The sequence below is a fragment of the Rathayibacter sp. VKM Ac-2929 genome, assembly GCF_022815495.1.
Classification (GTDB): domain Bacteria; phylum Actinomycetota; class Actinomycetes; order Actinomycetales; family Microbacteriaceae; genus Rathayibacter; species Rathayibacter festucae.
In genome coordinates this window covers 904,234-927,392 of record NZ_JALGRV010000002.1, presented here as the reverse complement: position 1 = coordinate 927,392, position 23,159 = coordinate 904,234, and the positions used below count along the sequence as shown (strand labels likewise).

Genomic DNA, 23,159 nt, shown 5'->3' with positions numbered 1-23,159 from the left:
CCACCCCGATCCTGAGGACCCCGTCATGAAGATCTCCCTGCTCGGCGTCGGCCGCATGGGCCGCGAGCTCGCCGTCCACCTCCTGACCGACGGTCACGAGCTCACCGTCTGGAACCGCACACCCGGGGGTGCCGATCGGATCGTCGCCGCCGGCGCAGCGCGGGCCGACGACCTCGTCGGCGCCGTCGAGGGCGCGGACGTCGTGATGACGGTGCTCTTCGGACCCGACACCGTGCGCGAGGTCGTGACCGCGGCGGATCTGCCGATCCCCGCCGAGGCCGTCTGGCTCGACGTCACGACCGTCGCCCCGGCCGACGCCGACGAGTTCCAGGCCTGGGCCGACGCCCGAGGCACCCGCTACGTGCACAGCCCGGTGGTCGGCACCCTCGCCCCCGCTCGCGCGGGCACGCTCGGCGTGCTGGTCGGCGGTGCAGAGGCGGACGTCGAGCGGGTGCTGCCGCTCGTTCGGCTCTGGAGCGATCCCGAGCGGATCCGCGTGACCGGCTCAGCGGCGAAGGCCGCGGTCGGCAAGCTGATCGCCAATCTCGCCATCGCCGTCAGCCTGCAGGGGCTCGTCGAGTCGTTCCGGCTCGGGCGCGCGAACGGGGTCGACGCCGAGGAGGTGCTGGCGATGCTGGACAAGACCGGTCTCGGCTTCATGGCCGGGATGAAAGGGCCGATGATCCTCGCCGACGGCTTCGCCGACACCCAGTTCTCGGCGGACCTGCTCGCCAAGGACTCGCGGCTGATGCTGCACTCGTCGCCCGACCCGCTGCCCGCGGTGACCGCGATGCTGGAGACGCTGACCCGGGTGCAGCGCGACGGCGACGGCGACAGCGACATCGCGGTCGTCGTGCGCGCCGAGCTGTCCTAGGCGGCCCGGATACTCTGATCCCCGCCCGGGCGACCGCCTCCGGCCGCCCGGCGAGGACGACGACGTCGACGAAGGACATCCCGATGACAGCAGCAGCACGATGACCGCCGTCGAACGGCCCGCGAGCACCGAGCCCCCGACGCTCGGAGCAGGGTTCTCCGTGCCGAGGACGGTAGACGGCGAGCGCCTGGTCGCGCTCTTCACCTCGCTGGTCGAGCCGCTCGCGCGAGCGCTGCCTACCTCGACCGAGGTGGTGCTGCACGACCTCAGCCTGGTGCCGAACTCGATCGTCGCGATCCACGGCGACGTCACCGGCCGTCGCATCGGCGATCCGCCGACCGACGTGCTGCTCGAGCAGGCCGCCCGCGGCTTCGACGACTACAACCTGAACTACGAGTCGACGCTGCCCAACGGCAATCGCATGCGCTCCTCGACGCTGATCATCCGCGACATCGCCGGCCACCCGGTCGCCGCGCTGTGCGTGCACACCGACATCTCGGCCTGGCTGTCGATCCAGTCGCTCGTGACGCAGATGGTGGCCGGATCAGGAGCGCCCGCCGCGGCGCCCGACCGCGGCGAGACCTTCGTGAAGGACGTGGACGAGCTGGCCGCGCTGCTGGTCAGCCAGGCGATCGCGGCGGCCGGCGTGCCGGTCTCCGCGATGAAGAAGAAGCACAAGGTCGGCGTCGTGCTCGAGCTGAAGCACCGCGGCTTCTTCATGCTCCGCGACGCGGTCGACATGATCTCCGAGTCGCTCGCGGTGACCCGGTTCACGATCTACAACTACCTCAACGAGATCGCGGCGGAGGAGCCGGTCGTCTCGGACTGACCCTCGGCCAGCCGCATCGTGCCGCCCGCCCGGGCGGCGAACGCGCGCGCCGTCGCCGCGATCGTGCGCTGCATCACCCTGACCGCCGCCGTCGGCGCGAGGTCCGCCGGGCGGGCGAGGCTGATGGTGCGGCTGAGCGTGGGCTCCTCGAGCCGGATCGAGCGCAGGCCCGGGCGACCCTGCAGCACCATCGCCGGCACGATCGCGACGCCGAGACCGCGCTCGGCGAAGCGCAGCACCGCGTCCATCTCGGCGCCCTCGAGCACCACGTCGGGCACGAGACCGGCGGACGAGAAGGCCGCGTCGGTCGTCCGGCGCAGGTCGTAGCTGGAGTTGAAGACGATCTGCGGGAGTCCCGCCACGGCCGCCAGGCCGAGGGCGTCGCCGTCGGCGAGCGCGGGCTCGGCCGCGGAGGAGACCACCACCAGCTCCTCGACGAGCAGCGGCGTCACCGTGAACGCGCCGACGGCCGCCGCCGTCGAGGTCGTCACCAGCGCGAGGTCGAGCTCGCCGCGCGCGAGCCGGTCGAGCAGGCTGCGCGAGCCGTCCTCGGCCAGGTGCAGCTCGATCGCCGGGTGCGCCGCGTGGAAGGCGTGCAGCACCTCCGCCACGAGGCTGATGCAGAGCGTGGGCGTCGCGCCGAAGCGGACCCGCCCGCGCTCGAGCCCGGCGAGCTCGGCCAGCTCGCGGCGCACCGACTCGGCGTCGGCGAGCATGCGCCGCGCGAGCGGCAGCAGCAGCTCACCGGCCGGGGTGAGCGTGCTGCCGGAGCGCGCCCGCTGGAACAGCTCGGAGCCGAGGTCCTGCTCGAGCGCGGAGATCTGGCGGCTCAGCGACGGCTGCGCGAGGTGCAGCTCCTCCGCGGCACGGGTGAAGCTGCCGAGGCGCGCGACCTCGACGAATCCGGACAGCTGCTCGAAGTTCATCGCCATAGCGTAAGCGCATGCCCGGCCCCAGCATTATGCATTGGAGTAATCGAAGCGCCCTGCCTAGCGTGGAGTCATGACCACTTCAGCACCCACTGCCACGGCGGAGCGCCGGATCTCCACCTCCGTCCTCGTCATCGGCACCGGCGGCTCGGGACTCCGCGCCGCGATCGAGCTGGCCGAGGCCGGCGTCGACGTCCTCGCGCTGGGCAAGCGCTCGAAGTCGGACGCCCACACCTCGCTCGCCGCCGGCGGCATCAACGCCGCCCTCGCGACGATGGACCCCGACGACAGCTGGCAGCAGCACGCGGCCGACACCATCACCGAGTCCTACCAGCTCGCCAACCCGCACACGGTCGAGATCGTCACCTCGAACGCCGCCCGCGGCATCCAGGACCTCGAGCGCTACGGCATGCCGTTCGCCCGCGAGGACGACGGCCGCATCTCGCAGCGCTTCTTCGGCGCGCACACCTACCGCCGCACCGCGTTCGCCGGGGACTACACCGGCCTCGAGATCCAGCGCACGCTGGTCAACCGGGCCGCGCAGCTCGACATCCCGATCCTGGACACCGTCTACGTGACGCGGATCCTGGTCAATGAGGACGGCGCCGTCTTCGGCGCGTACGGCTTCGACCTCGTCGACGGCACCCGCTACCTCATCCACGCCGATGCGGTCATCCTCGCCGCCGGCGGTCACAACCGCATCTGGCGCCGGACCTCCTCGCGCCGCGACGAGAACACCGGCGACTCGTTCCGCCTGGCCGTCGAGGCCGGCGGGCGCCTGCGCGACCCCGAGCTGGTGCAGTTCCACCCCTCGGGCATCATCGAGCCCGAGAACGCGGCCGGCACGCTGATCTCCGAGGCGGCGCGCGGCGAGGGCGGCATCCTCCGCAACGGCCTCGGCGAGCGCTTCATGGGCAAGTACGACCCCGAGCGGATGGAGCTCTCGACCCGCGACCGCGTCGCGCTCGCCTGCTACACCGAGATCAAGGAGGGCCGCGGCACGCCGAACGGCGGCGTCTGGCTCGACGTCTCGCATCTCCCGCGCGAGACGATCATGACCCGCCTCCCCCGCGTCTACCAGACGATGCTCGAGCTGCAGATGCTCGACATCACGAAGGACCCGATCGAGATCGCGCCGACGGCGCACTACTCGATGGGCGGCGTCTGGGTCCGCTCGGACGACCACAGCACCGACGTCCCCGGCCTCTACGCCATCGGCGAGGCGTCCAGCGGACTGCACGGCGCGAACCGCCTCGGCGGCAACTCGCTGATCGAGCTGCTCGTCTTCGGCCGCATCGTCGGGCAGGCGGCCGCGGAGTACTCCGCGTCACTGACCGCGCAGACCCGCTCCGCCGAGTCGGTGCAGGTCGCCCGCGACGAGATCGCGGACCTGCTCGCCGCCGACGGCGAGGAGAACGTGCGTGCCCTGCAGCGCGCGATCCGCAACACCATGACCGAGCACGCCGGCGTCGTCCGCGACGAGGCGGGCCTGCTGGCCGGACTCGCCGAGCTGGACGCCATCGAGGCGCGCATCGCCGGCATCGGCATCCACCCGGACATCGCGGGCTTCCAGGACCTGGCGCACGCCTTCGACCTGAAGTCGGCGGCGATGGCCGCGCGGGCCACCCTCGAGGCCGCGCTGGAGCGCCGCGAGAGCCGCGGCTGCCACAACCGCAGCGACTACCCGGACATCGACCCGGCGCTGCAGGTGAACCTGGTGTGGTCGCCCTCCACCGGCATCGCCCGCGAGGAGATCCCCGCGGTCCCGGAGGAGATCCAGGCGCTGATCCGCGAGGTCGCCACCGCGGGCAAGCTGCTCGAGTAGCGGCACCGCGCGCGCTCCGCACGCACGACGACGCCGGCCCGGGAGTGTTCCCGGGCCGGCGTCGTGTCGTTCCGCATCGATCAGGCGCGGCTGCGGGCGCGTCCGCCGAAGCGGGTGTAGAGGAACAGCACGATGATCGCGCCGATGATGGAGCCGATGATCCCGGCCGGCTGGAGGAAGCCCTCCATCGGGTCGTGCTGGAAGATCAGGAAGCCGAGGAAGCCGCCGACGAAGGATCCGACGATCCCCAGCACGATGGTCATCAGGATGCTGATGTTCTGGCGTCCCGGGACGATGAGGCGGGCGAGAGCGCCGGCGATGAGGCCGACGACGATGAGGCTGATGATGAGTCCGAGCACGGGCGTCACCTTCCTGTCGAGCACGGCGGACCGTGCGGTGGGGCTCTGCGGTCGCTGAGCCGATGAGCAACCCAAGCAGTCGCGGAGGGGTGGCCGGTACACCCCTGGGGGTGTAGTCACGGTGCCCGGTCGCGCGGTACGGTCCGTGGATGGACAGAGCATGCCCGCGCCCCTGACCGTCGCCCTGGTCGACGACTACGACGTCGTCCTCAAGGGCCTCGCGCACATGTTCGACCACTACCGCGACCGCGTCGTCGTCGCTGAGATCGACGCGAACGCCGCGCTCTCCGACCGCATCGACATCGTGCTGTACGACTCGTTCGCCCAGCCGGAGTCGGACCTGCAGGAGCTCGCCGACCTCGTCCGCAACCCGCGCGCCGAGCACGTCGTCGTCTACACCTGGAACTTCCACCCCGACCTCGTCGCCGACGCCCTCGACCAGGGCGTGCGCGGCTACCTCTCCAAGACCCTGCCCGCCCGCGAGCTCGTCGCCGCCCTCGAGGCCGTGCGCTCCGGCGAGCTCGTCGTCAGCGAGCCGCCCCGCCGCGCCGGCACCGCCCCCGGCCTCGACTGGCCCGGCCGCCATGAGGGCATCACCGACCGCGAGTCCGAGATCCTCGCCCTGATCACCCAGGGCAAGAGCAACGCCGACGTCGCCGCCCTCACCTACCTCAGCCCCAACACGGTCAAGTCCTACATCCGCAGCGTCTACGGCAAGATCGGCGCCTCCAGCCGCACCCAGGCCGTCCTCTGGGGCGTCGAGCACGGCTTCACCCCCGACCACCACCGCATCGACCACTGGCTCGGCGGCCCGTGAACCGGCGATATCAGCTTCTCGCCGCGGCGGTCGCCACCGCACTGCTCCTGTCCGGGTGCGCGTCCACACCGGCGTCGAGGGCGCCCGAGGGCGATCCGATCACCGCGGCCCGCGCACTCCCCGATGCGGGCGGCATCGTGAGGATCGGCGACGCGACGGGCACGTGCGGCGAGTACGTCCTGGATCAGGGCGAGGAGCTCCCCCGCGAGGCAGGCGCCTGCCTCGTGGACCTGTCCGCCCGCGGGGAGGCCGCCGAGCTCGCCTGGAGCACCCCGACCTCCGAGGGCGATCCGATCGTCTCCTTCGCCTTCGTCGGCGGCACCGCCACTCGTCTGCTCGTCTTCACGACGCACGCCTTCGACCGGCACAGCGGACTCGAGGAGCCGCTCAGTCCCGGCGAGAGCTGGACCGGCCACGCCTGCGACGATCCGTCCGACCTGCTCGGCACCGGCGACTGCGACCCCCTGGTCGAGGGCTGAGCGGCGGCTCTTGCGCGGGAACCGGGCCGTGTGGTCCGGTGGTCGGATGGACTCCACCTCCCCAGCCGCATCCGAGAACGCTGGAGACGGCGACGCCCTGCTGCAGGCGCTCTGCACGACCTCCGAGCTGGACGAGGACGGGGAGGTCGTCGCCGTCGGCGACCGGATCCGGCGGCTCGCCGTCCCCCACCGCGGCGGCTACATCGGCGGCGACCTCGACGAGACGCCGTGGATGCTCGACCGCTACGGCGACGCGACAGGAGCCGCCGACACGGTGTGGATCGAGGGCCTCGTGACATCCGTCGCGGCGATCCGGACCCGCATGACCCGGCGCGACGACGGCGTTTGGACGGTCCTGCCCGGCTCCGCGGTGCTCGAGCCGTTGCGCTCCACCGCGGACACGCGCAGGCCGGTCCCCGAGATCGACTGGGGTCCGCACTCGGAGCCCGACGCCGACGGGCACGCCTACGCGATGGGCTTCGCGCGGCGGAGCGAGGGTGACGAGGAGCTCTCCGGCTGGCTGTTCACCGTGCGGCGCGCCTAGGGTGAGCACACCGGAGCACGAGGGGGACGCGATGCCACGGAACCAGCACAGAGGCGCCACCGCCGCCGCGATCGCGCTGCTCGCCCTGCCGCTGCTCGCGGGGTGCGCGGGACCGACGCCCTACTCGGACTTCGACCGGACGCGGGACGACCGCGACGTGCTGCCGGATCTCGGCGACGTGAGCGAGCAGATCGAACCGGACTCCGTGCGCTTCGTCGGCACGGCCGAGGGCGTCGACGTCTATCTCGGCTCGTCGATCCGCGGCGACGACCACTGCGTGATCATCGACGGTGACGACGGGCCCGTGAGCGGCTGCGGCGGAGGGGGCGACCTGGAGGTGTCGCAGCGCACCTCGGTGGTGGTGCAGGTGCATCCCGACGGCGTCGAGCCGGAAGACGTTCCCGGTCTCGACTGGACGGCCCTCGGCCAGAACGTGTCGGTGCGGTCCTACAACTGACCGCTGTCGCGCCTGCGGTAGGTCGCCAGAGCCACTCCGCCGGGCAGCGCGCGCAGGTCGACGGCCTCGAGCGCCACCGGCTGCGCGAGCCCGCCGAGCAGCGGGATCCCCGCGCCCAGCAGCACCGGCGAGATCTTCACCTGGATCTCGTCGATCTCCTCGATCAGCTGCGCGGCGAGGTCGCCGCCGCCGCAGAGCCAGACATCGCGCCCGGGCTCCCGCTTGAGCGCCGCGACCTGCGCGCGCACGTCGCCCGCCATCGTCTCCACCCGGTCGGAGGCGGGCAGTTCGCCGTGGGTCACCACGATCTGGCGCAGGTGCGGGTACGCACCGTCGACGAGCCCGGCGTCGACCGCGGGGGCGTGGCTGCGGCGGCCGAGCAGCACGGTGTCGAACCGGCGAGGCGACGCCGTGACGCCGAGCGCCGCCCGCAGGTGCGCCGGGCAGGTCTCCGGGTAGCGCTCGAAGAGGTCGGCGAGGGTCTCCGGCGCGGTCGGCAACGCGGAGACGTCCCCCTCAGGATCCGCGAGGAAGCCGTCGAGCGAGGTGGCGATGTAGTAGACGAGGTCGCGCATGCCACCGCACGGTACCCCTCCTCGGCGGGGGTCTTCTAGCCTGGAGGGAGAGGAGGTCCCCATGTCCGAAGCCAGGGATCGCGCCGCTCGCTACGCCGCGGAGCGCGCGACCGGCGGCCGCCCGGAGACCGGCGACGAGCGCACCGGCTCCCTTCCCGAGAACGCCGAGGACCGCGCCGCGTTCATCGAGACGTCGATCCAGCAGGCGATCCGCCGGGGCGAGTTCGACGGCCTGCCGGGCGCGGGCAAGCCGCTCGAGGGACTCGGCGAGCACCACGACCCGGACTGGTGGATCCGCCGCAAGATCGAGCGCGAGAACCTCACCGGCATCGGTCCCGCCGCCTTCCTGCTCCGCGCCGAGGACCGGCGGCTCGACGAGCAGCTCGACCGGCTGATCCGCGAGTCCGAGGTGCGGGCGGTGCTCGCCGACTTCAACAAGCGGGTCGTCGAGGCGCGCCGGCAGCTCTTGGGCGGCCCGCCGGTGGTCACGCCGCTCCGCGACATCGACGCGGAGGTCTCCGCCTGGACCGAGCGCCGGAGCGCGCGGTTCGCAGCCGCCGAGGCGCAGGATCCCGTGCCGCCGCGCCGCCGGTGGTGGCACCGGCGCTGACCGCACCGCGCACGAGCGCGCCGATCCGCATCACTATGCTGGGAAACTCCGCGAGGGAGGGTCGGATGAAGGTTCCGCGCACCGCGACGACCCGCGTCGTCACCGAGATCAACCGGACGGCGATCGTCGACGCCCTCCGCCTGCACGGCCCCTCCTCCCGCAGCGCCATCGCGCGCCACACCGGCCTCAGCCCCGCGACCGTCGAGCGGCTCTGCTCAGCGCTGCTCGGCGAGGGCGTCATCGTCCTCGACGGCCGCGAGCGCTCCTCCGGCGGCCGGCCGTCCTCGCTCTACCGCTACGCCGGCGACGCCCGGGTGGTCGCCGCGATCGAGGTGTCCGAGGCGCAGGCGCACGGCCGCCTCGTCGACTTCGACGGTAAGACCGTGCGCGACGAGGTCCTCGCCTTCGACCTCTCCGGCGACGGCTCCGACGCGGACCGCCGCCTCGCCGGCACCATCGAGACGGTCGACCTGCTGATGGCCGCGTCGAAGCGGATCCGCAAGCCCTGCGCCGGCGTCGGCGTCACCATCCCGGGCATCGTGCACGGTCCGGAGGGCCGGGTCACCAACACGATCGAGCTCGGCTGGAGCGACGTCATGCTCGGCAGCATCCTCAAGGCCCGCGTCGGCGTGCCGGTGCTGGTCGAGAACGACGCGAACGCCATCGGCTTCGGCGAGTGGTCCCGCGGCGCCGGCCGCGGCGCGCAGAGCCTGGCCACCTACGTCCTCGGCGTCGGAGTCGGCGCCGGCATCGTGCACGACGGCGCGCTGCTGCGCGGCTCGCGCTCGGCCGCGGGAGAGATCGGCTACCTGGTCACCGAGCGCTCGCACCTGGAGCGGCCGTACACGACCCAGGGCGACCTGGAGTCGCGGATCGCCGGGATCTCCCGGAGCTACGCGCGCGAGCACGCCGCGGACGCGACGAACCCGCTCGAGGCCCTGCTCGACGCGGCCGCGGCGGGCGACGAGGCGGCCCTCGTGCCGGCGGGCGAGATCTTCGACTACATCGGCCTGTCCTGCATCGCGCTCTGCACGGTGCTCGATCCCGAGCTGATCGTGCTGGCCGGCCACCTCTCGCGCCAGCCCGAGTACGCGGTGCAGGAGGTGACCCGTCGCCTCGTCGGCCGGATCACCATCCCGCCGCGCATCGTCACCGCCGAGCTGGGCGCCGATGCGGCGCTGGTCGGCGTCGCGCAGCTGATCATCGCCCGCTCGCGCACGGCGACCTACCTCAGCTGAGGGCCCGGTTCAGCCGAGCTCCCGCTCCAGCACCGCGGCCGCCTCGCGGTCGAGCAGCACCGTGACGTCCGGATGGCCCTGCAGCGCCGAGGCCGGGCAGTCGACGTCGACCGGGCCGAGCAGCGCGCGCGCGACGGCGTCCGCCTTGGCCGCGCCCGAAGCGAGCAGCACCAGCGAGCGCGCGGCGAGGATCGTCGCGATCCCCTGCGTGATCGCCGACTCCGGGACCAGATCGATCCGCCCGTCGAAGAACCGCGCGTTCGCCTCCCGGGTGCTGCGCTCGAGCCGCACGACGTGCGTGCCGACGTCGTGCGGGGTGCCGGGCTCGTTGAAGCCGATGTGGCCGTTGCCGCCGATGCCGAGGATCTGCAGCTCGACGCCACCGGCCGCCCGGATCGCGGCGTCGTAGTCCCGGCCCGCCTGCTCGCCGTCCGCGCGGGTGCCGTCCGGGACGTGCACGGCGCCCACGCCGAGCGGCACGCGCACCTCGCGGTCGAGGACCGCGCGGTAGCTCTCGGGATGCCCTGGGTCGATCCCCACGTACTCGTCGAGCGCGAAGGCGCTCGCCCCGGTGAAGTCGAGCCTGCCCGCCACGACGCGCTCGGCGAGCTCGCGGTAGAGCAGCGAGGGCGTCGAGCCGGTCGCGACGCCGAGCACCGCGCGCGGGTCGGCGAGGACCCGCGCGGCGACCAGGTCGGCCGCGGCGCGCGAGGCCTCGGCGAAGGAGTCGACGACATGGACCGAGGTCCCCGGGGCGAAGCCCGTCCTGCCCGTCGTCGGACCGATGATGCTCACGAGGCCACCTCCGAGAGCGTGCGCTCGGCGGCCGCCAGGGCGTGGGCGTGCGCCATCGCGCCGACCACCGGCGGGCGCCGCACGACGACGAAGCCGAGCTGCGGGGCCTCCTCGGCCAGCCGTTCGCGGACCCGCCGCTCGTAGGCGGGCTGGTTCACGATCACGCCGCCGCCCGCGACGACGAGCGAGCCGATCGCGCCGCGGCGCACGAGCGAGGCGACGCCCGCCGCGAGCGCACGGGCGGCGTCCTCCAGAATCCGCTCGGCGAGCGACGAGCCGGAGGCCGCCTGCTCGAAGACGAGCGGGGCGAACGCCCCCCAGGCCGCGCCGCCCGCGATGCGCGTCGCCTCGGCGGCGAGGGTGGCCGCGTCGCTCGCGCCGAAGGCGGCGAGGACCGCGCCGATCAGCGGGTCCGGCGCCCCGCCGTCGGAGGCGATGCCCCGGTCGCAGGCCACCAGCGTCTCGCGCAGCGCCGTCGACACCAGGTCGTGCGCGCTGCCGCGGTCGCCGAGCGGCCAGCCGTGGCCGTCGACCGTGATCCGCGTGCCGTCGATGGTCGTTCCGCAGATCACGGCGCCGGTGCCGACGATCATCTGGATGCTCGGCTCCTCCTGCTCCGCGAAGCCGAGCAGCTCGGCGTCGTTGACGACCGTCACCGTGCGGCCGAGGTGGAGCGACAGAGTCGCCGTCGCCTCGCGCATCTGCCCGGGGGTGTCGCAGCCGTGCACGCCGAGGACCACCACGGCGTCCCCGGCGAGCGGGCGCAGGCGCAGCAGCACGCCGGCCAGACGCGGCAGGTTCTCGGGGTCGGCGAAGAGCTCGCCCGAGCGCCAGGCGCTCGAGGGGAGGACCAGGTCCTCCTCCGCGCCGGCCGTGTCGAGCAGGCGGACGTGCGTCTTGGTCCCGCCCACGTCGACACCGACGAGGTGGGCTGCGGCTCGGGGAGGATTATTCGTCACAGTGGCATGAAAGCACCTCTCGGCCCGGGGGACAAGGCGGCTGGCGCGGGATGCGGCCCCTCGCACACCTCCGCGTTACGGCGCTGTTTCCGCGAGTTACGGCCCGATCACGCTTTGAAGCGCCTCGGAGATATCTGTTGACCTATATGTCTCGTATTGATAAGAAAGCACTACCGCCTCGACGACGAAGCGCCTGCGCCTCGTCGACTGACAGACACATGAAAGGTGTTCCGTTGAAGAAGACAGCACGCGCCACCCTGGCGCTCCTCGGCACGGGAGTGCTGATCGCTTCTCTCGCCGGGTGCGCGAACGGCTCCTCCGGAGCCGGCGCCTCCGAGCCCCTCCAGTTCGTCCTCTCCGGCGACGGCACCCAGGGCGGCGGCTACCAGAAGATGGCCGATCTCTACCAGGAGCAGACCGGTGTCGAGGTCGAGATCGTGGACGTCCCGGGCGACGACCTGACGACCCGCCTGCGCAACAGCGCCCAGGCGAACGACCTGCCGGCCCTCGCTGCGGCCGCCAACGTCGACCCGCTGTGGAAGGACCAGATCCTCGACCTCTCGCAGATCGCCGAGGACCAGGACATCCTGCCGCTGCTCGCCGTGCCGGACCCCGAGGACGGCAAGGTCAAGGCGCTGCCCACCAGCCTCACCTCGGTCGGCATGTTCATCAACAAGTCGCTCTTCGACGAGGCGGGCGTCTCGTACCCCACCGACGCGACGCAGAGCTGGACCTGGGACGAGTTCGTCGCCAAGTCCGAGGAGGTCCAGGCGGCCACCGGCGCGCAGTACGGCATGGTGATGGACAACTCCGCGCACCGCCTCCGCTCCTTCCTCTACGAGTTCGGCAGCGAGGGCATCGTCGACGACGGCGGCACCTTCACCGCCAACGACGAGACCAAGACGGCGCTGGAGTACTTCAAGAAGCTCAACGACGACGGCTTCATGCCCAAGTCGGTCTGGACCGCGGGCGAGGACGCCAGCGCGACCTTCAAGAGCGGCCAGGTCGTCTCCTACTACTCCGGCGTCTGGCAGATCGCGGACTTCCAGTCCAACATCACCCAGTTCGAGTGGGCCTCGGTGCCGACCCCGCAGCAGCCCGTCAAGGCGACCAACTACGGCGCCGCCTCGTGGATCGTCGCCTTCGACGGCACCGGCCAGGAGGAGGAGGCCCAGAAGTTCATCGACTGGCTCTACCAGCCCGAGCAGTACTCCGCGTACTGCGAGATCGCCGGCTGCCTGCCCGCCGTCACCGGTCTCGAGATGAACTACCCGGCCAACCAGGACGCGTTCGCGCTCTACAACGCCGAGATCGCGGCCTCGCCCGCCGTCTCCTCGCTGCAGACCGTCGACCAGCTGATCGGCGGCTACGAGGGCAAGTTCCTCCAGTCGGAGCCGCTCAAGGACGAGACGATCAAGTACCTCAACGACCAGCAGAGCGTCGACGAGACCATCGACAACATCCTGTCGACGACCCAGGCCGCCCTCGGCGAGTAGGTCCCCCCACCGGGCGGTGCGGGGTCCTCCCCGCACCGCCCTCCCCCTCGCAGGACCACCCGATCAGGAGAGCACCATGACCGTCCAGCCGCTCGTCACGCCGTCCTCGCCACCGGAGGCGGTCCTCACGGTCCCCGGCGCGGGTCGCGGATCGAAGGGCTCGCGCCAGCGCCCCGTGCGCCGCCCCCGCTACGTCGTCAGCACCGTGCTGCTGACGGTCGGCGTCGCGATCCTCTTCGCCCTCTTCTTCGTCTGGCCGGGCGCGCTCGGCGTGATGTACTCCTTCACCTCCTACCGGGGCTTCGGCGACATCGAGTTCGTCGGGCTCGACAACTACACGGCGCTCGCGCAGGACCCGGTCTTCTACGCCGCGGTCGGCCGCACGCTCGTCTACGCGCTGTTCTCGGTGCCGTTCGCCTGCGGCCTCTCGCTGCTGATGGCCGTGGCGCTGAACAACGCGCGGGCCAAGGGCAAGATCGGCGCCCGCATCATCTTCTTCCTGCCCTGGCTGGTCTCCCCCATCGTCGCGGGCGTCATCTGGCGCTGGATGTTCGGCGAGAGCTTCGGCTTCGTCAACTTCGCCATCACCTCGCTCGGCGGCGGCGCCGTGCCGTGGTCCTCGAACGCCGACCTCTCGCTCTTCGTCGTGATCCTCGCCTCCGCGTGGGGCGGAGCGGCGTTCAACATGCTGCTGTTCATCGCGGCGCTGAACAACGTGCCGACCTCGCACTACGAGGCGGCCGAGCTCGACGGCGCGAACCCCTGGCAGCGCTTCGTCTCGATCACCCTCCCCGGCATCGCGCCGACCACGCTGCTCGTGGTCCTGCTCTCGACGCTCGGGCACATGAAGGAGTTCGCGATGATCCAGGCCCTCAACAACGGCGGCCCGGGGACCGAGAACCAGCTCATCGTCCAGTACATCTTCCAGACCGGATTCGCCCAGTCGAACGTCGGCTACGCCAGCGCCGCCTCGATGGTGCTGCTGGTGATCCTGCTGATCATCGCCGCCGTCCAGCTCGCCATCAGCAAGAGGAGCCAGGCATGGTGACCACGACCCCCGCCCCCGCCCGCACCACCCGCGCGAAGCGCACGCCGGCGGCACCCGCGCCGATGACCCGGAAGAAGACCGGCGAGTTCCGCCGCTCGATCGGCCCGACCGCGATGCTCTGGGCGATCGCGATCCTCACGCTCTTCCCGCTGCTCTGGTTCCTGCTCAGCTCCTTCAAGGGCGGCGGCGACCTCTTCACCTACCCGCTCTCGCTGCTGCCGCGCGAGTGGACCCTGGACGGCTACCAGCGCGCGCTGGAGCGGGTCGACTTCGTCCGCTACTTCTCGAACACCTTCGTGGTCGCGACGCTGACCACGCTGCTCACCGTCTTCTTCAGCGCGACGACCGGCTACGCGCTGGCCAAGTACAAGTCGCCGTGGCTGAGCGTGCTGGCGCTCTGCATCCTCGCGACGACGATGCTGCCCGGCGAGGTCATCCTCAACCCGGTCTTCACCGTGGTCCGCGACCTCGGGATGTACAACACGCTGATGGGCATCATCATGCCGTCGATCCTCACCCCGACCGGCGTCTTCATGTTCCGGCAGTTCTTCATCACCGTGCCGGACGAGCTGCTCGACGCCGCCCGGATCGACGGGGCGCGCGAGCTGTCGATCTTCTTCCGGATCATGCTGCCGCTGTCGAAGCCGATCATCCTGACGCTGTCGATCATCTCGTTCCAGTGGCGCTGGAACGACTACATCTTCCCGCTGATCATCCTCAGCGACCCGAAGAACTTCACCCTGCAGATCGCGCTGCGCCAGCTGATCGGCGCCCAGAACATCGACTGGGCGATCCTGCTCTCGGCCTCGGTGCTCTCGATGCTGCCGCTGGTGGCGATCTACCTGGTGTTCCAGAAGTACATCACCGGGTCCGACATCAACGCGGGGCTGCGCGACTAGAGATGCACCACGACGAGACCAAGGCCGCCGCCCGCGTCGACCGCTTCCTCGCCGAGCGACTCCCCCACGCGGTGACGGCCGAGCGGATCCCGCTCGCCGTCGCCGCGTGGACGGCGGTCGGCGAGCCGGTCGGCTTCGAGACCGCGACCGCCCCGCGGAACGCGTACGAGACGATCGAGCCCGGAGCGCCGTGGGGCGCCGCCTGGGACACCACCTGGTTCCGGGTGACCGGGACGGTGCCCGCCCTGTGGAGCGACGCGGGCGACCGGTTCCGGATCGAGCTCTCGCTGGACCTCGGCTTCGACCGGGCCAAGCCCGGCTTCCAGTGCGAGGGCCTGGCGCGCGCCGCGGACGGCCGGGTGCTCAAGGGCCTCGAGCCGCGCAACCATCACGTGCCGCTCGCCGCGGCCCCCGGCGAGGAGTTCCTCGTCTGGGTGGAGGGCGCGTCCAACCCCGACCTCACCGGCGGGAACGACTTCGCCGGCCCGGGCGGCTTCTCGCCCACCCCGTTCGGCGACCGCGCCACCGCGCCCGTCGAGCCGCTCTACCGGCTGGGCCGCTTCTCGCTCGTGCTCGTCGACACCGTCGCCGAGCGCCTCGGCCTCGAGCTGAGCGTCCTCCGCGGGCTGCACGACGAGCTGCCGTCCACCGAACCGCGCCGGTACGAGATCCTCGCCGGGCTGACCGGGGCTCTCAACGTCCTCGACCCCGACGACCTCGCCGGCACCGTCGCCGACGCGTGCGCGGTGATCGCGCCGCTGCTCGCCGCCCCGGCCGCGCACTCCGCGCACCGGATCTCGGCCACCGGCCACGCGCACATCGACTCCGCCTGGCTCTGGCCCACCCGCGAGACCGTCCGCAAGTGCGCGCGCACCTTCTCCAACGTGCTCGACCTGATGGACCGCGACCCGGACGCCGTCTTCACCTGCTCCTCCGCCCAGCAGTTCGCCTGGATGAAGGAGCACCACCCCGGGATCTTCGCCCGCATCGTCGAGCGGGTCCGCGAGGGCCGCTTCGTCCCGGTCGGCAACATGTGGGTCGAGTCCGACGTCACCATGCCCTCCGGCGAGTCGCTGGTGCGCCAGCTGCAGCAGGGCGCGCGGTTCTTCCAGGAGGAGTTCGGCGCGATCAGCGAGGTCGGCTGGCTCCCGGACTCCTTCGGCTACCCGGCCGCGCTGCCGCAGCTGCTGCGGAAGGCGGGGCTGCGGTGGTTCTTCACGCAGAAGATGTGCTGGAACGAGACCAACGCGATGCCGCACCACTCCTTCGTCTGGGAGGGGCTCGACGGCTCGCGGATCTTCACGCACTTCCCGCCCTCGAACACCTACAGCGGCGACCTCCGGCCGACCGAGCTGGCCCGCATCGTCCGCAACTTCCAGGAGCACGGGCGGGCGACTCGTTCGCTGATGCCGTTCGGCTACGGCGACGGCGGCGGCGGACCCACCCGCGAGATGATGGCGCTCGCCCGGCTGCAGTCCGACCTCGAGGGCTCGCCGCGGATCGAGTTCTCCTCCGCGCACGACTTCTTCGAGGCCGCGGAGGCCGAGTACGCCGACCCGCCGGTCTGGTCCGGCGAGATGTACCTCGAGTTCCACCGCGGCATCCTCACCTCGCAGGCCCGCACCAAGCAGGGCAACCGCCGCAACGAGCGGCTGCTGGCCGAGGCGGAGCACTGGGCGAGCGTCGCGTTCCTGCGCCACGGCGTGCCGTTCCCGTTCGACGAGCTCGACGCGCTCTGGCGGCGGGTGCTGCTCCTGCAGTTCCACGACATCCTCCCCGGCACCGCGATCGCCTGGGTGCACCGCGAGGCCGAGCGCACGCACGCCGAGGTGACGGCGGCCCTGGAGCGGATGATCGACGAGCGGCTCGCGGTGCTCGTCGGGCCGGGCGAGCGGCGGATCGCGCTGAACGCGGCGCCCGTCGTCGTCGGCGGGGTGCCGGCGCGGGGCGGGGCCGCGGCGCAGGCTGTGGTGTCGGCCGCCGAGGGACTCTCCGTGCGCGCCGAGGGCGAGGGCTTCGTCCTCGAGTCGCCGCGCCTCGTCGTCGTGGTCACCGCCACCGGGCAGCTGTCGAGCATCGTCGACCGCGACTCCGGGCGCGAGCTGCTGCCCGCAGGGCGGGTCGGGAACCTGCTGCAGCTGCACCGCGACGAGCCGAACCAGTGGGACGCCTGGGACCTCGACGCCGCCTACCGCGACACCGTCGTCGACCTCGTCGACGGCAGGGTCGAGCTCGGCGAGGACGGCGCGAGCGTCGTCGTCCGCCGGGGCTTCGGTCGCACCGGCAGCACGGCGACCCAGACGATCGCCCTCGATCCGCGCGAGCCCGAGGTCCGGATCCGCACGGTCGTCGACTGGCACGAGCGGCGGAAGCTGCTCAAGCTCGCCTTCCCGCTCGACGTGCACGCCGAGCACTCCTCGGCCGAGACGCAGTTCGGCCACGTCCGCCGCCCCGTGCACACCAACACCAGCTGGGAGGCGGCGAGGTACGAGATCTGCGCGCACCGCTGGCTGCACGTCGGCGAGCCGGGCTTCGGCGTCGCCGTGGCCTCCGACGCGGTCTACGGCTACGACGTGCAGCGCACGATCGACGACGGCCGCGTCAGCACCGTGGTCCGCCAGTCCCTGCTGCGCGCGCCGACCTTCCCCGATCCGGAGGCGGACCAGGGCGAGCACGCGTTCCTCAGCACGATCACCGTCGCGCCCGGCATCGCCGACGCCGTCCGGGCCGGCTTCGCCGCGAGCACCGCGCCGCGCGTCGTCCTCGGCGGGTCGATCCCGGAGGCGCTCGTCGTCGTCGAGGATCCGGCCGTGGTCGTCGACACCGTCACGCTCGCCGCCGACCGCAGCGGCGACGTGATCGTGCGGCTGCACGAGGCGCTCGGCGGCCGCGTCCGCACGGCGCTGGTCGTCGCGCATCCGCTCAGCGGCGTCCGCGAGGTCGACCTGCTCGACCGCGACGCCGAGGGGACGGCGCTGCTGGGCGTCGACCCCGGCCGGATCGCGCTCGAGCTGCGGCCGTTCGAGGTCGTGAGCCTGCGCCTGTCCCCCGCTTCCGTTCCTTCCCCCGCTTCCGATCCTTGCCCCGTGGAGACCCCGTGATCACCGTCGACGACGCCCCCTACGCCGCCCGGCTGCTCGCGGACGCCCGCGTGCGGCGCGACGAGTTCATCGCGCGCGCCCGGCAGCCGCTGACCGGGCTCGGCCCGCGCCCGACCATGCGCGCCATCACCTCCCTGGTCGCCCTGGCGATCGCGGAGGACGACGAGGGGCCGGAGGCGCGGAAGGCGGCCGAGGCGTACCTGCGGCACCTCGCCGCCCAGCAGCTCGACAGCGGCCTGTTCTCGAGCAGCGGCAACCTCGCCTCCCCGCCCGACACGGCGTTCACGATCAACGACCTCTGCGGCTGCGTCGAGCTGCTCGACCGCTGCCGGCCCGCGGGCTTCGCGGCGCTCCGACCAGGACTCGCCGCCATCGCCGTCGCCGCCTCGCCCGCGATGCTGGCGGGCGGCGTGCACACGCCGAACCACCGCTGGGAGCTGGCGAGCGCCCTCGCCGCCCTCGCGGTCCACGTGCACGGCGGGCGCTCGGCGGGCGGCGCGTCCGGCGCACTCGCCGCCGCGCTGCTCGACCGCGCCGACGCCTGGCTGGCCGAGGGCGTCGACATCGACGCCGACGGGCAGTACAGCGAGCGCAGCGCCGTCTACGCCACCGAGGTCACCAACCCGAGCCTGCTGACGCTCGCGCACGACCTCGACCGGCCGTCCCTGCTGGAGCCGGTGCGGCGGAACCTCCGCGCGATCGCCGGCCTGGTCGAGGACGACGGCGAGATCGAGTGCGTGCACTCCCGCCGCCAGGACCAGACCATCCCGTACGACGTCGAGAACCTGCTCTCGCCCTACCGCCTGCTCGCCCTCGAGGACGGCGACCGCGACGCCGCGCGGATCGTCGCGCAGATCCTCGGCCGGACGCTGCGCGAGCCGGAGCGGCACCTCGCCGAGCTGCTGCGCCGCCCGGAGATCGGCGGACTCCTGCCCGAGCCGGCCGCGACGCCGGTGTCCGTCACCCGCGGCTACCCGGTCAGCCGGCTGCTCCGCCGTCGGGAGGGCGCGCTCTCCGTGTCCGTCTCGGCCGGCAGCGACTTCGCGAGCACCGGCCGGATCGGCTCGGGCCTCGCCAACTCCGCGACCCTGCTCCGGGCGCGCGCGCACGGGCTCGTCCTCCGCTCGCTGCGCGTCTCGCCCGCGTTCTTCTCGCTCGGCTGCGCCCGACCGCAGACCCTCGAGCCGACCGAGCGCGGCGCGGTGCTCGTCGAGCGGCGGGTCTCGGGCTACTACGACACCCTGGGCGCCGACGCGCCCGCGGTCACCGCCGTCCCGGACAGCGAGGGCCGCTTCTTCTCGGTGATGGACTTCGCCCGGCGCGAGCGCTTCGACGTCGAGCTGCGGACGGAGGTGGCGGTCGAGGTCGACGAGACGGGCATCGACGTCACGGTCTCCTTCACCGGCCTCGAGACGCGCTACGCGCTGGAGCTCGTCGTCGACGGCGACGCACTCGTGTCGGGCGCCGAGGCGCTCGAGGACGGCTGGTGGCTCGACGGAGCCTCCGCGACCGTCGCCACCGACGCCGCGGTGCTGTCGATCGACACCGAGCCCGGGGACGGCGTGCCGCCGGTCTTCGACGACGGCGAGATGTTCACGTACGTCGGCGGCGCCGACCGCGTCGCCGGCACCCGGATCCTGCTCGGCGGCTCGACGACCGAGCCGCGCCGCCTGCGACTCGCGATCGCGCCCCGATGAGCACCCAGGTCGACACCGACGACGGGTCCGGAGGCTTCCACGGCAGCACCGAGGCCAGGACCTGGGAGACCGGGCTGATGGTCGGCACCGGGACGACCGGCGCGGCGCTGTACGAGGGCCCCGACGGCGAGGGCGGCGGCGGCGAGGGAGACGGCGGCGGCGGAGGCGCGGTCGTCTCGCTCTCGCACGAGCGGCTCCGCCTGCCGGTCGATCCGCTGGTCGGGCCGCCGCTGCTCGCTCCCCTGCTGCCGGCGATCCGCGCGCTGCTCGACCGGGCGCCCGTGAGCGACGCGGACGCGGAGCGGGTCGAGGAGTGGCACACCCGTGCCTGGGCCGAGGAGGGGCACGACGGCGCGCTCCTCGACGCCGACCCGCTGGTGCCCGCGGGAGTCCTCCGGCTCGAGCTGGCGACCGGGTCGTCCGGCGGCACCCGAGAGCGCTCCGTCGACTACCCGGCGGGCTCTGCCGCCCTGACCCTCCCGACGGGACTCACGGTCAGCGTCCGGGCCGACCGCGCGGCGGACCGGCTCCTCGTCTCGGTGCGCGCGGACTCGCCCTTCTCCGGCCTGCTCCGGCTCGCCCCGGCCGACGAGCCGGCCGGGCCTGACCTCGGCCCCGACGCGCCGCGGGACCACCGCGAGCACGCCCTCGTCCGCGCGGTCGACGGCGGCGAGACCCTCGCCCTCGAGACCGTGCCCCGGCACCCCCGCGCGACCGGCTTCCGCTCCGCCCTCGTCAGCGCGCGCCTGCTCCACGGCCACGGGTCCGTCGCGATCGACCGCGACGCGACCTGGCCCGCCTGGCGCGTCTCCGGCGCCCGCGAGCTGGAGCTGGAGCTGCGCGTCTCGGTGACCTCGACCGCGCCCGCGCCCGTCACTCCGCCGGTCCTCGCCCGCTACCCCGCCGCGACCACCCCGCACGAGCGGCTCGTCGGCGCCTGCTCCTTCTCCCTCGGCGCCGCGACTCCGCGCAGCATCGAGGACGTGCGGGCCGATCCCGCGGCGACAGACGAGCTCGTCGAGCGCGCCTTCGCCGCCGGCCGGTACGCGATCATCGCCGCCACCGGCGAGCTGCCCGCCAGCCTGCAGGGCGTCTGGGCCGGCTCCTGGGCGCCGGCCTGGTCCTCCGACTACACGCTCAACGGCAACGTGCAGAACGGCGGCGTCGCCTCGCTCGGCACGACCGGCACGCCCGAGCTGCTGAGCTCGTTCTTCACCGCCGTCGCCGAGTTCGAGGACGACTACCGGCTGAACGCCGAGCGGATCCTCGGAGCGCCCGGCTTCCTGCTGCCCACCCGCATCTCCGGGCACGGCCGCGCCAACCACTTCACCGCCGAGTACCCGCTGCAGTACTGGCTCGGCGGCGGCGGCTGGATCCTCCGCCTCGCCTGGGACCACTGGTCGAGCACCGGCGACGAGGAGTTCCTGCGCGACTGGGCCCGGCCCTTCGCCCGCGAGGTCGTCGCCTGCTACCGGCACGCCCTGGTGATCGACCTGGACGGGACGGCGCACGTCTCCCCCGGCTACTCCCCCGAGAACCACCCGGGCGACCAGGAGACGCCGATCACCCGGGACGCCACCTCCGAGGTCGCGATGGTCCGGGACGCGCTGCTGATCGCCGCGCGCATCGAGCGACTGCTCGGCGCCGAGGAGGACACCGCCCCCGAGTGGGAGGCGCTCGCCTCGCGGCTCCCCGGCTACCGCATCAGCGCCGACGGGCAGCTCGCCGAGTGGCAGGACCCGGCACTCACCGACCGGCCGGAGCACCGGCACGCCTCCCACTTCTACCCGTGGTGGTACGAGGGCGACCCGGCGACCGCCGATCCCGCCCTCGGTGCCGCGGCCCTCGAGGCCGTCCGAGCCCGGCTGCGCTGGCGCGCCGAGGAGCCGACCGCCCCGCCCGGCCGGATGGAGATGGCGTTCGGACTCGTGCAGGCCGGCGTCGCCGCCGCCACGCTCGGCGACGCGGAGGCGGCGCTGCAGTGCGTCGACTGGCTCGCCCGCCTGCACTGGCGCCCGAACATGATGCCGACCCACGACGCCGACGCGATCATCAACGTCGACGCCGCGGGCGGACTGCCCGCCCTCGTCGCGCAGATGCTCGCCCGCTCGGACGGCACGACGCTGCACCTCCTGCCGGCCCTGCCCGACCGCTGGGCGGAGGGACGGATCACCGGCCTGCACCTGCGCGGCGCCCTCCGGGTCGAGTCGCTCTCCTGGAATCGGGAGTCCGTCGAGTGCCTGCTCCGCAGTCCCCTCGACGCGGCGGCGGCACGCCTCGGCGAGCGCGTGCTCGTGCGGCTGCCGGTCGACGTCGAGCTCGAGGAGGGCACGGCCGGAGCGCTCCAGATCGACCCGCGCACCCTCTCGGTCGACCTGCGGGACGGCGCGCCCCTGCACCTCGCCCTGCGGAGGCTCTAGGCCGTCGCGATCGGCCCGCCCGCGCCCCAGACGGCCCGCACCTGCAGCGCGTCGTCCAGAAGCACCACGTCCGCCGCCCGGCCCACCGCGAGCGCGCCGAGCGTGCCCTCGGCTCCCAGCACGCGCGCCGGAGTCGCGGTGACCGCGCCGACCGCTGCCTCGAGCCCCAGGCCGACCGCCCCGGCCGCGCGCCGGAGCGCCGCGTCGAGCGTCAGTGTCGAGCCGGCGAGTGTCTCCGTGCCCTCCAGCCGGGCGACGCCGCCCCGCACGTCGACGCGCAGCCGGCCGATCCGGTGCGCCCCGTCGCCCGCTCCCGCCGCCGCCATCGCGTCGGTGACCAGCGCGATCCGTCCGGGCGCCGACGCGAAGGCGATCCGGGCGACGTCAGCGTCCACGTGCTCGCCGTCCAGGATCAGCTCCAGCACCACCCGATGGTCGGCCAGCGCCACCGGGATCGGCCCCGGCGCGCGGTGCCCGATGCCCGGCATCGCGTTGAAGGCGTGGGTGACCAGCCGCGCCCCGCGCTCGATCGCCGCCCGGGTCGTCGCCGCGTCCGCCTCGGTGTGCCCCACCGCGACGACGACCCCCGCGTCGGTGAGCCGCTCGATCGCCGCGAGGCCCCCCGGCAGCTCGGGAGCGATCGTGATCTGCCGGAGACTCCCGCGGGCCGCGTCGAGCAGCCGCTCGACCGCCTCGGCCGTCGGCGCCGTCAGGGCGTCCGGGTCGTGCGCCCCGCAGCGCGACGGCGCGAGGAACGGCCCCTCAAGGTGCGCCCCGAGGACCAGCGGATCCTCCGCCGCCAGCGAGGCGACCGTGTCGAGCGAGGCCTCCAGCTGCGCGAGCGGAGCCGACACCAGGCTCACCAGCGAGCGCGTCGTCCCCTGCGCGCGGTGCAGCGCGAGCCCCGCCCGCATCCCGTCCGCACCCTCGTCGAAGCTGCGGCCCGCCCCGCCGTGCACGTGCAGATCGACGAACCCCGGAGTCGCGGTCAGCCCGCCCGCGTCGTGCACCCGAGCACCCTCCGCCGCCCGCTGCCAGCCCCGCCCGGCCCCGACCTCGACGATCACCCCGTCGACCGCGACCAGCCAGAAGCCCTCGACCGTCCCGCCCGCGTCGACCTTCCGCGCGCCGTGCAGCACCAGCCTCCCGGTCCGCTCCATGTCCGCCTCCTCCTCGTCCCGGGGGGCACCACCCCCTCACTTCCTGCT

General features: G+C 73.2%; 21 protein-coding genes. 15 read left to right on the top strand and 6 right to left on the bottom strand.

The annotated features are described in order from the left end of the window. Positions 1-25 precede the first annotated feature (25 nt). A complete protein-coding gene (locus MT355_RS08860; RefSeq protein WP_243599218.1) occupies positions 26-874 on the top strand; it encodes an NAD(P)-dependent oxidoreductase in 849 nt (282 codons plus the stop codon). A gap of 160 nt (positions 875-1,034) precedes the next feature. Then, on the top strand, positions 1,035-1,703 hold the full coding sequence (locus MT355_RS08855) for a transcriptional regulator (protein ID WP_243599217.1): 669 nt from the start codon (positions 1,035-1,037) through the stop codon (positions 1,701-1,703). Here the strand turns inward: MT355_RS08855 and MT355_RS08850 are convergent. Continuing rightward, positions 1,658-2,629: a LysR family transcriptional regulator gene (locus MT355_RS08850; RefSeq protein WP_243599216.1), complete on the bottom strand. Its 972-nt coding sequence runs from the start codon at positions 2,627-2,629 to the stop codon at positions 1,658-1,660. The genes MT355_RS08855 and MT355_RS08850 overlap by 46 nt on opposite strands. Before the next feature lie 76 nt (positions 2,630-2,705). On the opposite strand from MT355_RS08850, the gene MT355_RS08845 reads away from it, so the two are divergent. Beyond that, a complete protein-coding gene (locus MT355_RS08845; protein ID WP_243599215.1) occupies positions 2,706-4,457 on the top strand; it encodes an L-aspartate oxidase in 1,752 nt (583 codons plus the stop codon). An 80-nt stretch (positions 4,458-4,537) separates the two neighbouring features. Here MT355_RS08845 and MT355_RS08840 read toward each other — a convergent pair whose 3' ends face one another. Then, positions 4,538-4,816 carry a GlsB/YeaQ/YmgE family stress response membrane protein gene (locus tag MT355_RS08840; protein ID WP_123445883.1) on the bottom strand — a complete coding sequence of 93 codons (279 nt, stop codon included), beginning with the start codon at positions 4,814-4,816 and terminating at the stop codon, positions 4,538-4,540. Positions 4,817-4,976: 160 nt separating this feature from the next. On the opposite strand from MT355_RS08840, the gene MT355_RS08835 reads away from it, so the two are divergent. From MT355_RS08835 to MT355_RS08820, 4 genes are read left to right on the top strand one after another with little or no spacing between them, the layout of a single operon-like run. After that, a complete protein-coding gene (locus tag MT355_RS08835; RefSeq protein ID WP_123445882.1) occupies positions 4,977-5,633 on the top strand; it encodes a response regulator transcription factor in 657 nt (218 codons plus the stop codon). Beyond that, complete coding sequence (locus MT355_RS08830) at positions 5,630-6,112, top strand: hypothetical protein (RefSeq protein WP_243599214.1); 483 nt, start codon at positions 5,630-5,632, stop codon at positions 6,110-6,112. The genes MT355_RS08835 and MT355_RS08830 overlap by 4 nt, the downstream gene beginning before the upstream one ends. Before the next feature lie 46 nt (positions 6,113-6,158). Further along, entirely contained in the window at positions 6,159-6,656 is a 498-nt protein-coding gene (locus MT355_RS08825; protein ID WP_243599213.1) for a hypothetical protein, read from the top strand. Between the two features lie 31 nt (positions 6,657-6,687). Further along, the gene (locus tag MT355_RS08820) at positions 6,688-7,113 is read left to right on the top strand and encodes a hypothetical protein (protein WP_243599212.1); all 426 of its coding nucleotides are present in this window, start codon (positions 6,688-6,690) and stop codon (positions 7,111-7,113) included. Here the strand turns inward: MT355_RS08820 and MT355_RS08815 are convergent. Beyond that, on the bottom strand, positions 7,104-7,688 hold the full coding sequence (locus MT355_RS08815; RefSeq protein ID WP_243599211.1) for a dihydrofolate reductase family protein: 585 nt from the start codon (positions 7,686-7,688) through the stop codon (positions 7,104-7,106). The genes MT355_RS08820 and MT355_RS08815 overlap by 10 nt on opposite strands. 61 nt (positions 7,689-7,749) lie before the next feature. Here MT355_RS08815 and MT355_RS08810 point away from each other — a divergent pair, with 61 nt between their 5' ends. Both MT355_RS08810 and MT355_RS08805 read left to right on the top strand, forming a co-directional pair. Then, complete coding sequence (locus MT355_RS08810; RefSeq protein WP_243599210.1) at positions 7,750-8,298, top strand: DUF1992 domain-containing protein; 549 nt, start codon at positions 7,750-7,752, stop codon at positions 8,296-8,298. Between the two features lie 65 nt (positions 8,299-8,363). Beyond that, complete coding sequence (locus MT355_RS08805; RefSeq protein ID WP_243599209.1) at positions 8,364-9,536, top strand: ROK family transcriptional regulator; 1,173 nt, start codon at positions 8,364-8,366, stop codon at positions 9,534-9,536. A 9-nt stretch (positions 9,537-9,545) separates the two neighbouring features. On the opposite strand, the gene MT355_RS08800 is transcribed toward MT355_RS08805, so the two are convergent. Both MT355_RS08800 and MT355_RS08795 read right to left on the bottom strand, forming a co-directional pair. Continuing rightward, positions 9,546-10,331 carry a glucosamine-6-phosphate deaminase gene (locus MT355_RS08800; RefSeq protein ID WP_243599208.1) on the bottom strand — a complete coding sequence of 262 codons (786 nt, stop codon included), beginning with the start codon at positions 10,329-10,331 and terminating at the stop codon, positions 9,546-9,548. Next, complete coding sequence (locus MT355_RS08795) at positions 10,328-11,290, bottom strand: BadF/BadG/BcrA/BcrD ATPase family protein (protein ID WP_243599207.1); 963 nt, start codon at positions 11,288-11,290, stop codon at positions 10,328-10,330. Before MT355_RS08795 ends, MT355_RS08800 begins: the two co-directional genes overlap by 4 nt. 233 nt (positions 11,291-11,523) lie before the next feature. Here MT355_RS08795 and MT355_RS08790 point away from each other — a divergent pair, with 233 nt between their 5' ends. The 6 genes from MT355_RS08790 to MT355_RS08765 all read left to right on the top strand — a co-directional run bounded on the left by MT355_RS08790 (position 11,524) and on the right by MT355_RS08765 (position 21,951). Further along, on the top strand, positions 11,524-12,786 hold the full coding sequence (locus MT355_RS08790) for an ABC transporter substrate-binding protein (RefSeq protein ID WP_243582014.1): 1,263 nt from the start codon (positions 11,524-11,526) through the stop codon (positions 12,784-12,786). 76 nt (positions 12,787-12,862) lie between these two features. Beyond that, the gene (locus MT355_RS08785; protein WP_132437069.1) at positions 12,863-13,834 is read left to right on the top strand and encodes a carbohydrate ABC transporter permease; all 972 of its coding nucleotides are present in this window, start codon (positions 12,863-12,865) and stop codon (positions 13,832-13,834) included. Beyond that, a complete protein-coding gene (locus MT355_RS08780) occupies positions 13,828-14,733 on the top strand; it encodes a carbohydrate ABC transporter permease (protein ID WP_243599206.1) in 906 nt (301 codons plus the stop codon). Before MT355_RS08785 ends, MT355_RS08780 begins: the two co-directional genes overlap by 7 nt. A 2-nt stretch (positions 14,734-14,735) precedes the next feature. After that, positions 14,736-17,834, top strand: a complete 3,099-nt coding sequence (locus MT355_RS08775; RefSeq protein ID WP_243599205.1) for a glycoside hydrolase family 38 C-terminal domain-containing protein — start codon at positions 14,736-14,738, stop codon at positions 17,832-17,834. After that, complete coding sequence (locus MT355_RS08770) at positions 17,831-19,531, top strand: hypothetical protein (RefSeq protein ID WP_243599204.1); 1,701 nt, start codon at positions 17,831-17,833, stop codon at positions 19,529-19,531. The genes MT355_RS08775 and MT355_RS08770 overlap by 4 nt, the downstream gene beginning before the upstream one ends. Next, on the top strand, positions 19,528-21,951 hold the full coding sequence (locus MT355_RS08765; protein WP_243599203.1) for a glycoside hydrolase family 95-like protein: 2,424 nt from the start codon (positions 19,528-19,530) through the stop codon (positions 21,949-21,951). Before MT355_RS08770 ends, MT355_RS08765 begins: the two co-directional genes overlap by 4 nt. Here MT355_RS08765 and MT355_RS08760 read toward each other — a convergent pair. Then, positions 21,948-23,111 carry an N-acetylglucosamine-6-phosphate deacetylase gene (locus MT355_RS08760; RefSeq protein ID WP_243599202.1) on the bottom strand — a complete coding sequence of 388 codons (1,164 nt, stop codon included), beginning with the start codon at positions 23,109-23,111 and terminating at the stop codon, positions 21,948-21,950. The genes MT355_RS08765 and MT355_RS08760 overlap by 4 nt on opposite strands. Positions 23,112-23,159 lie beyond the last annotated feature (48 nt).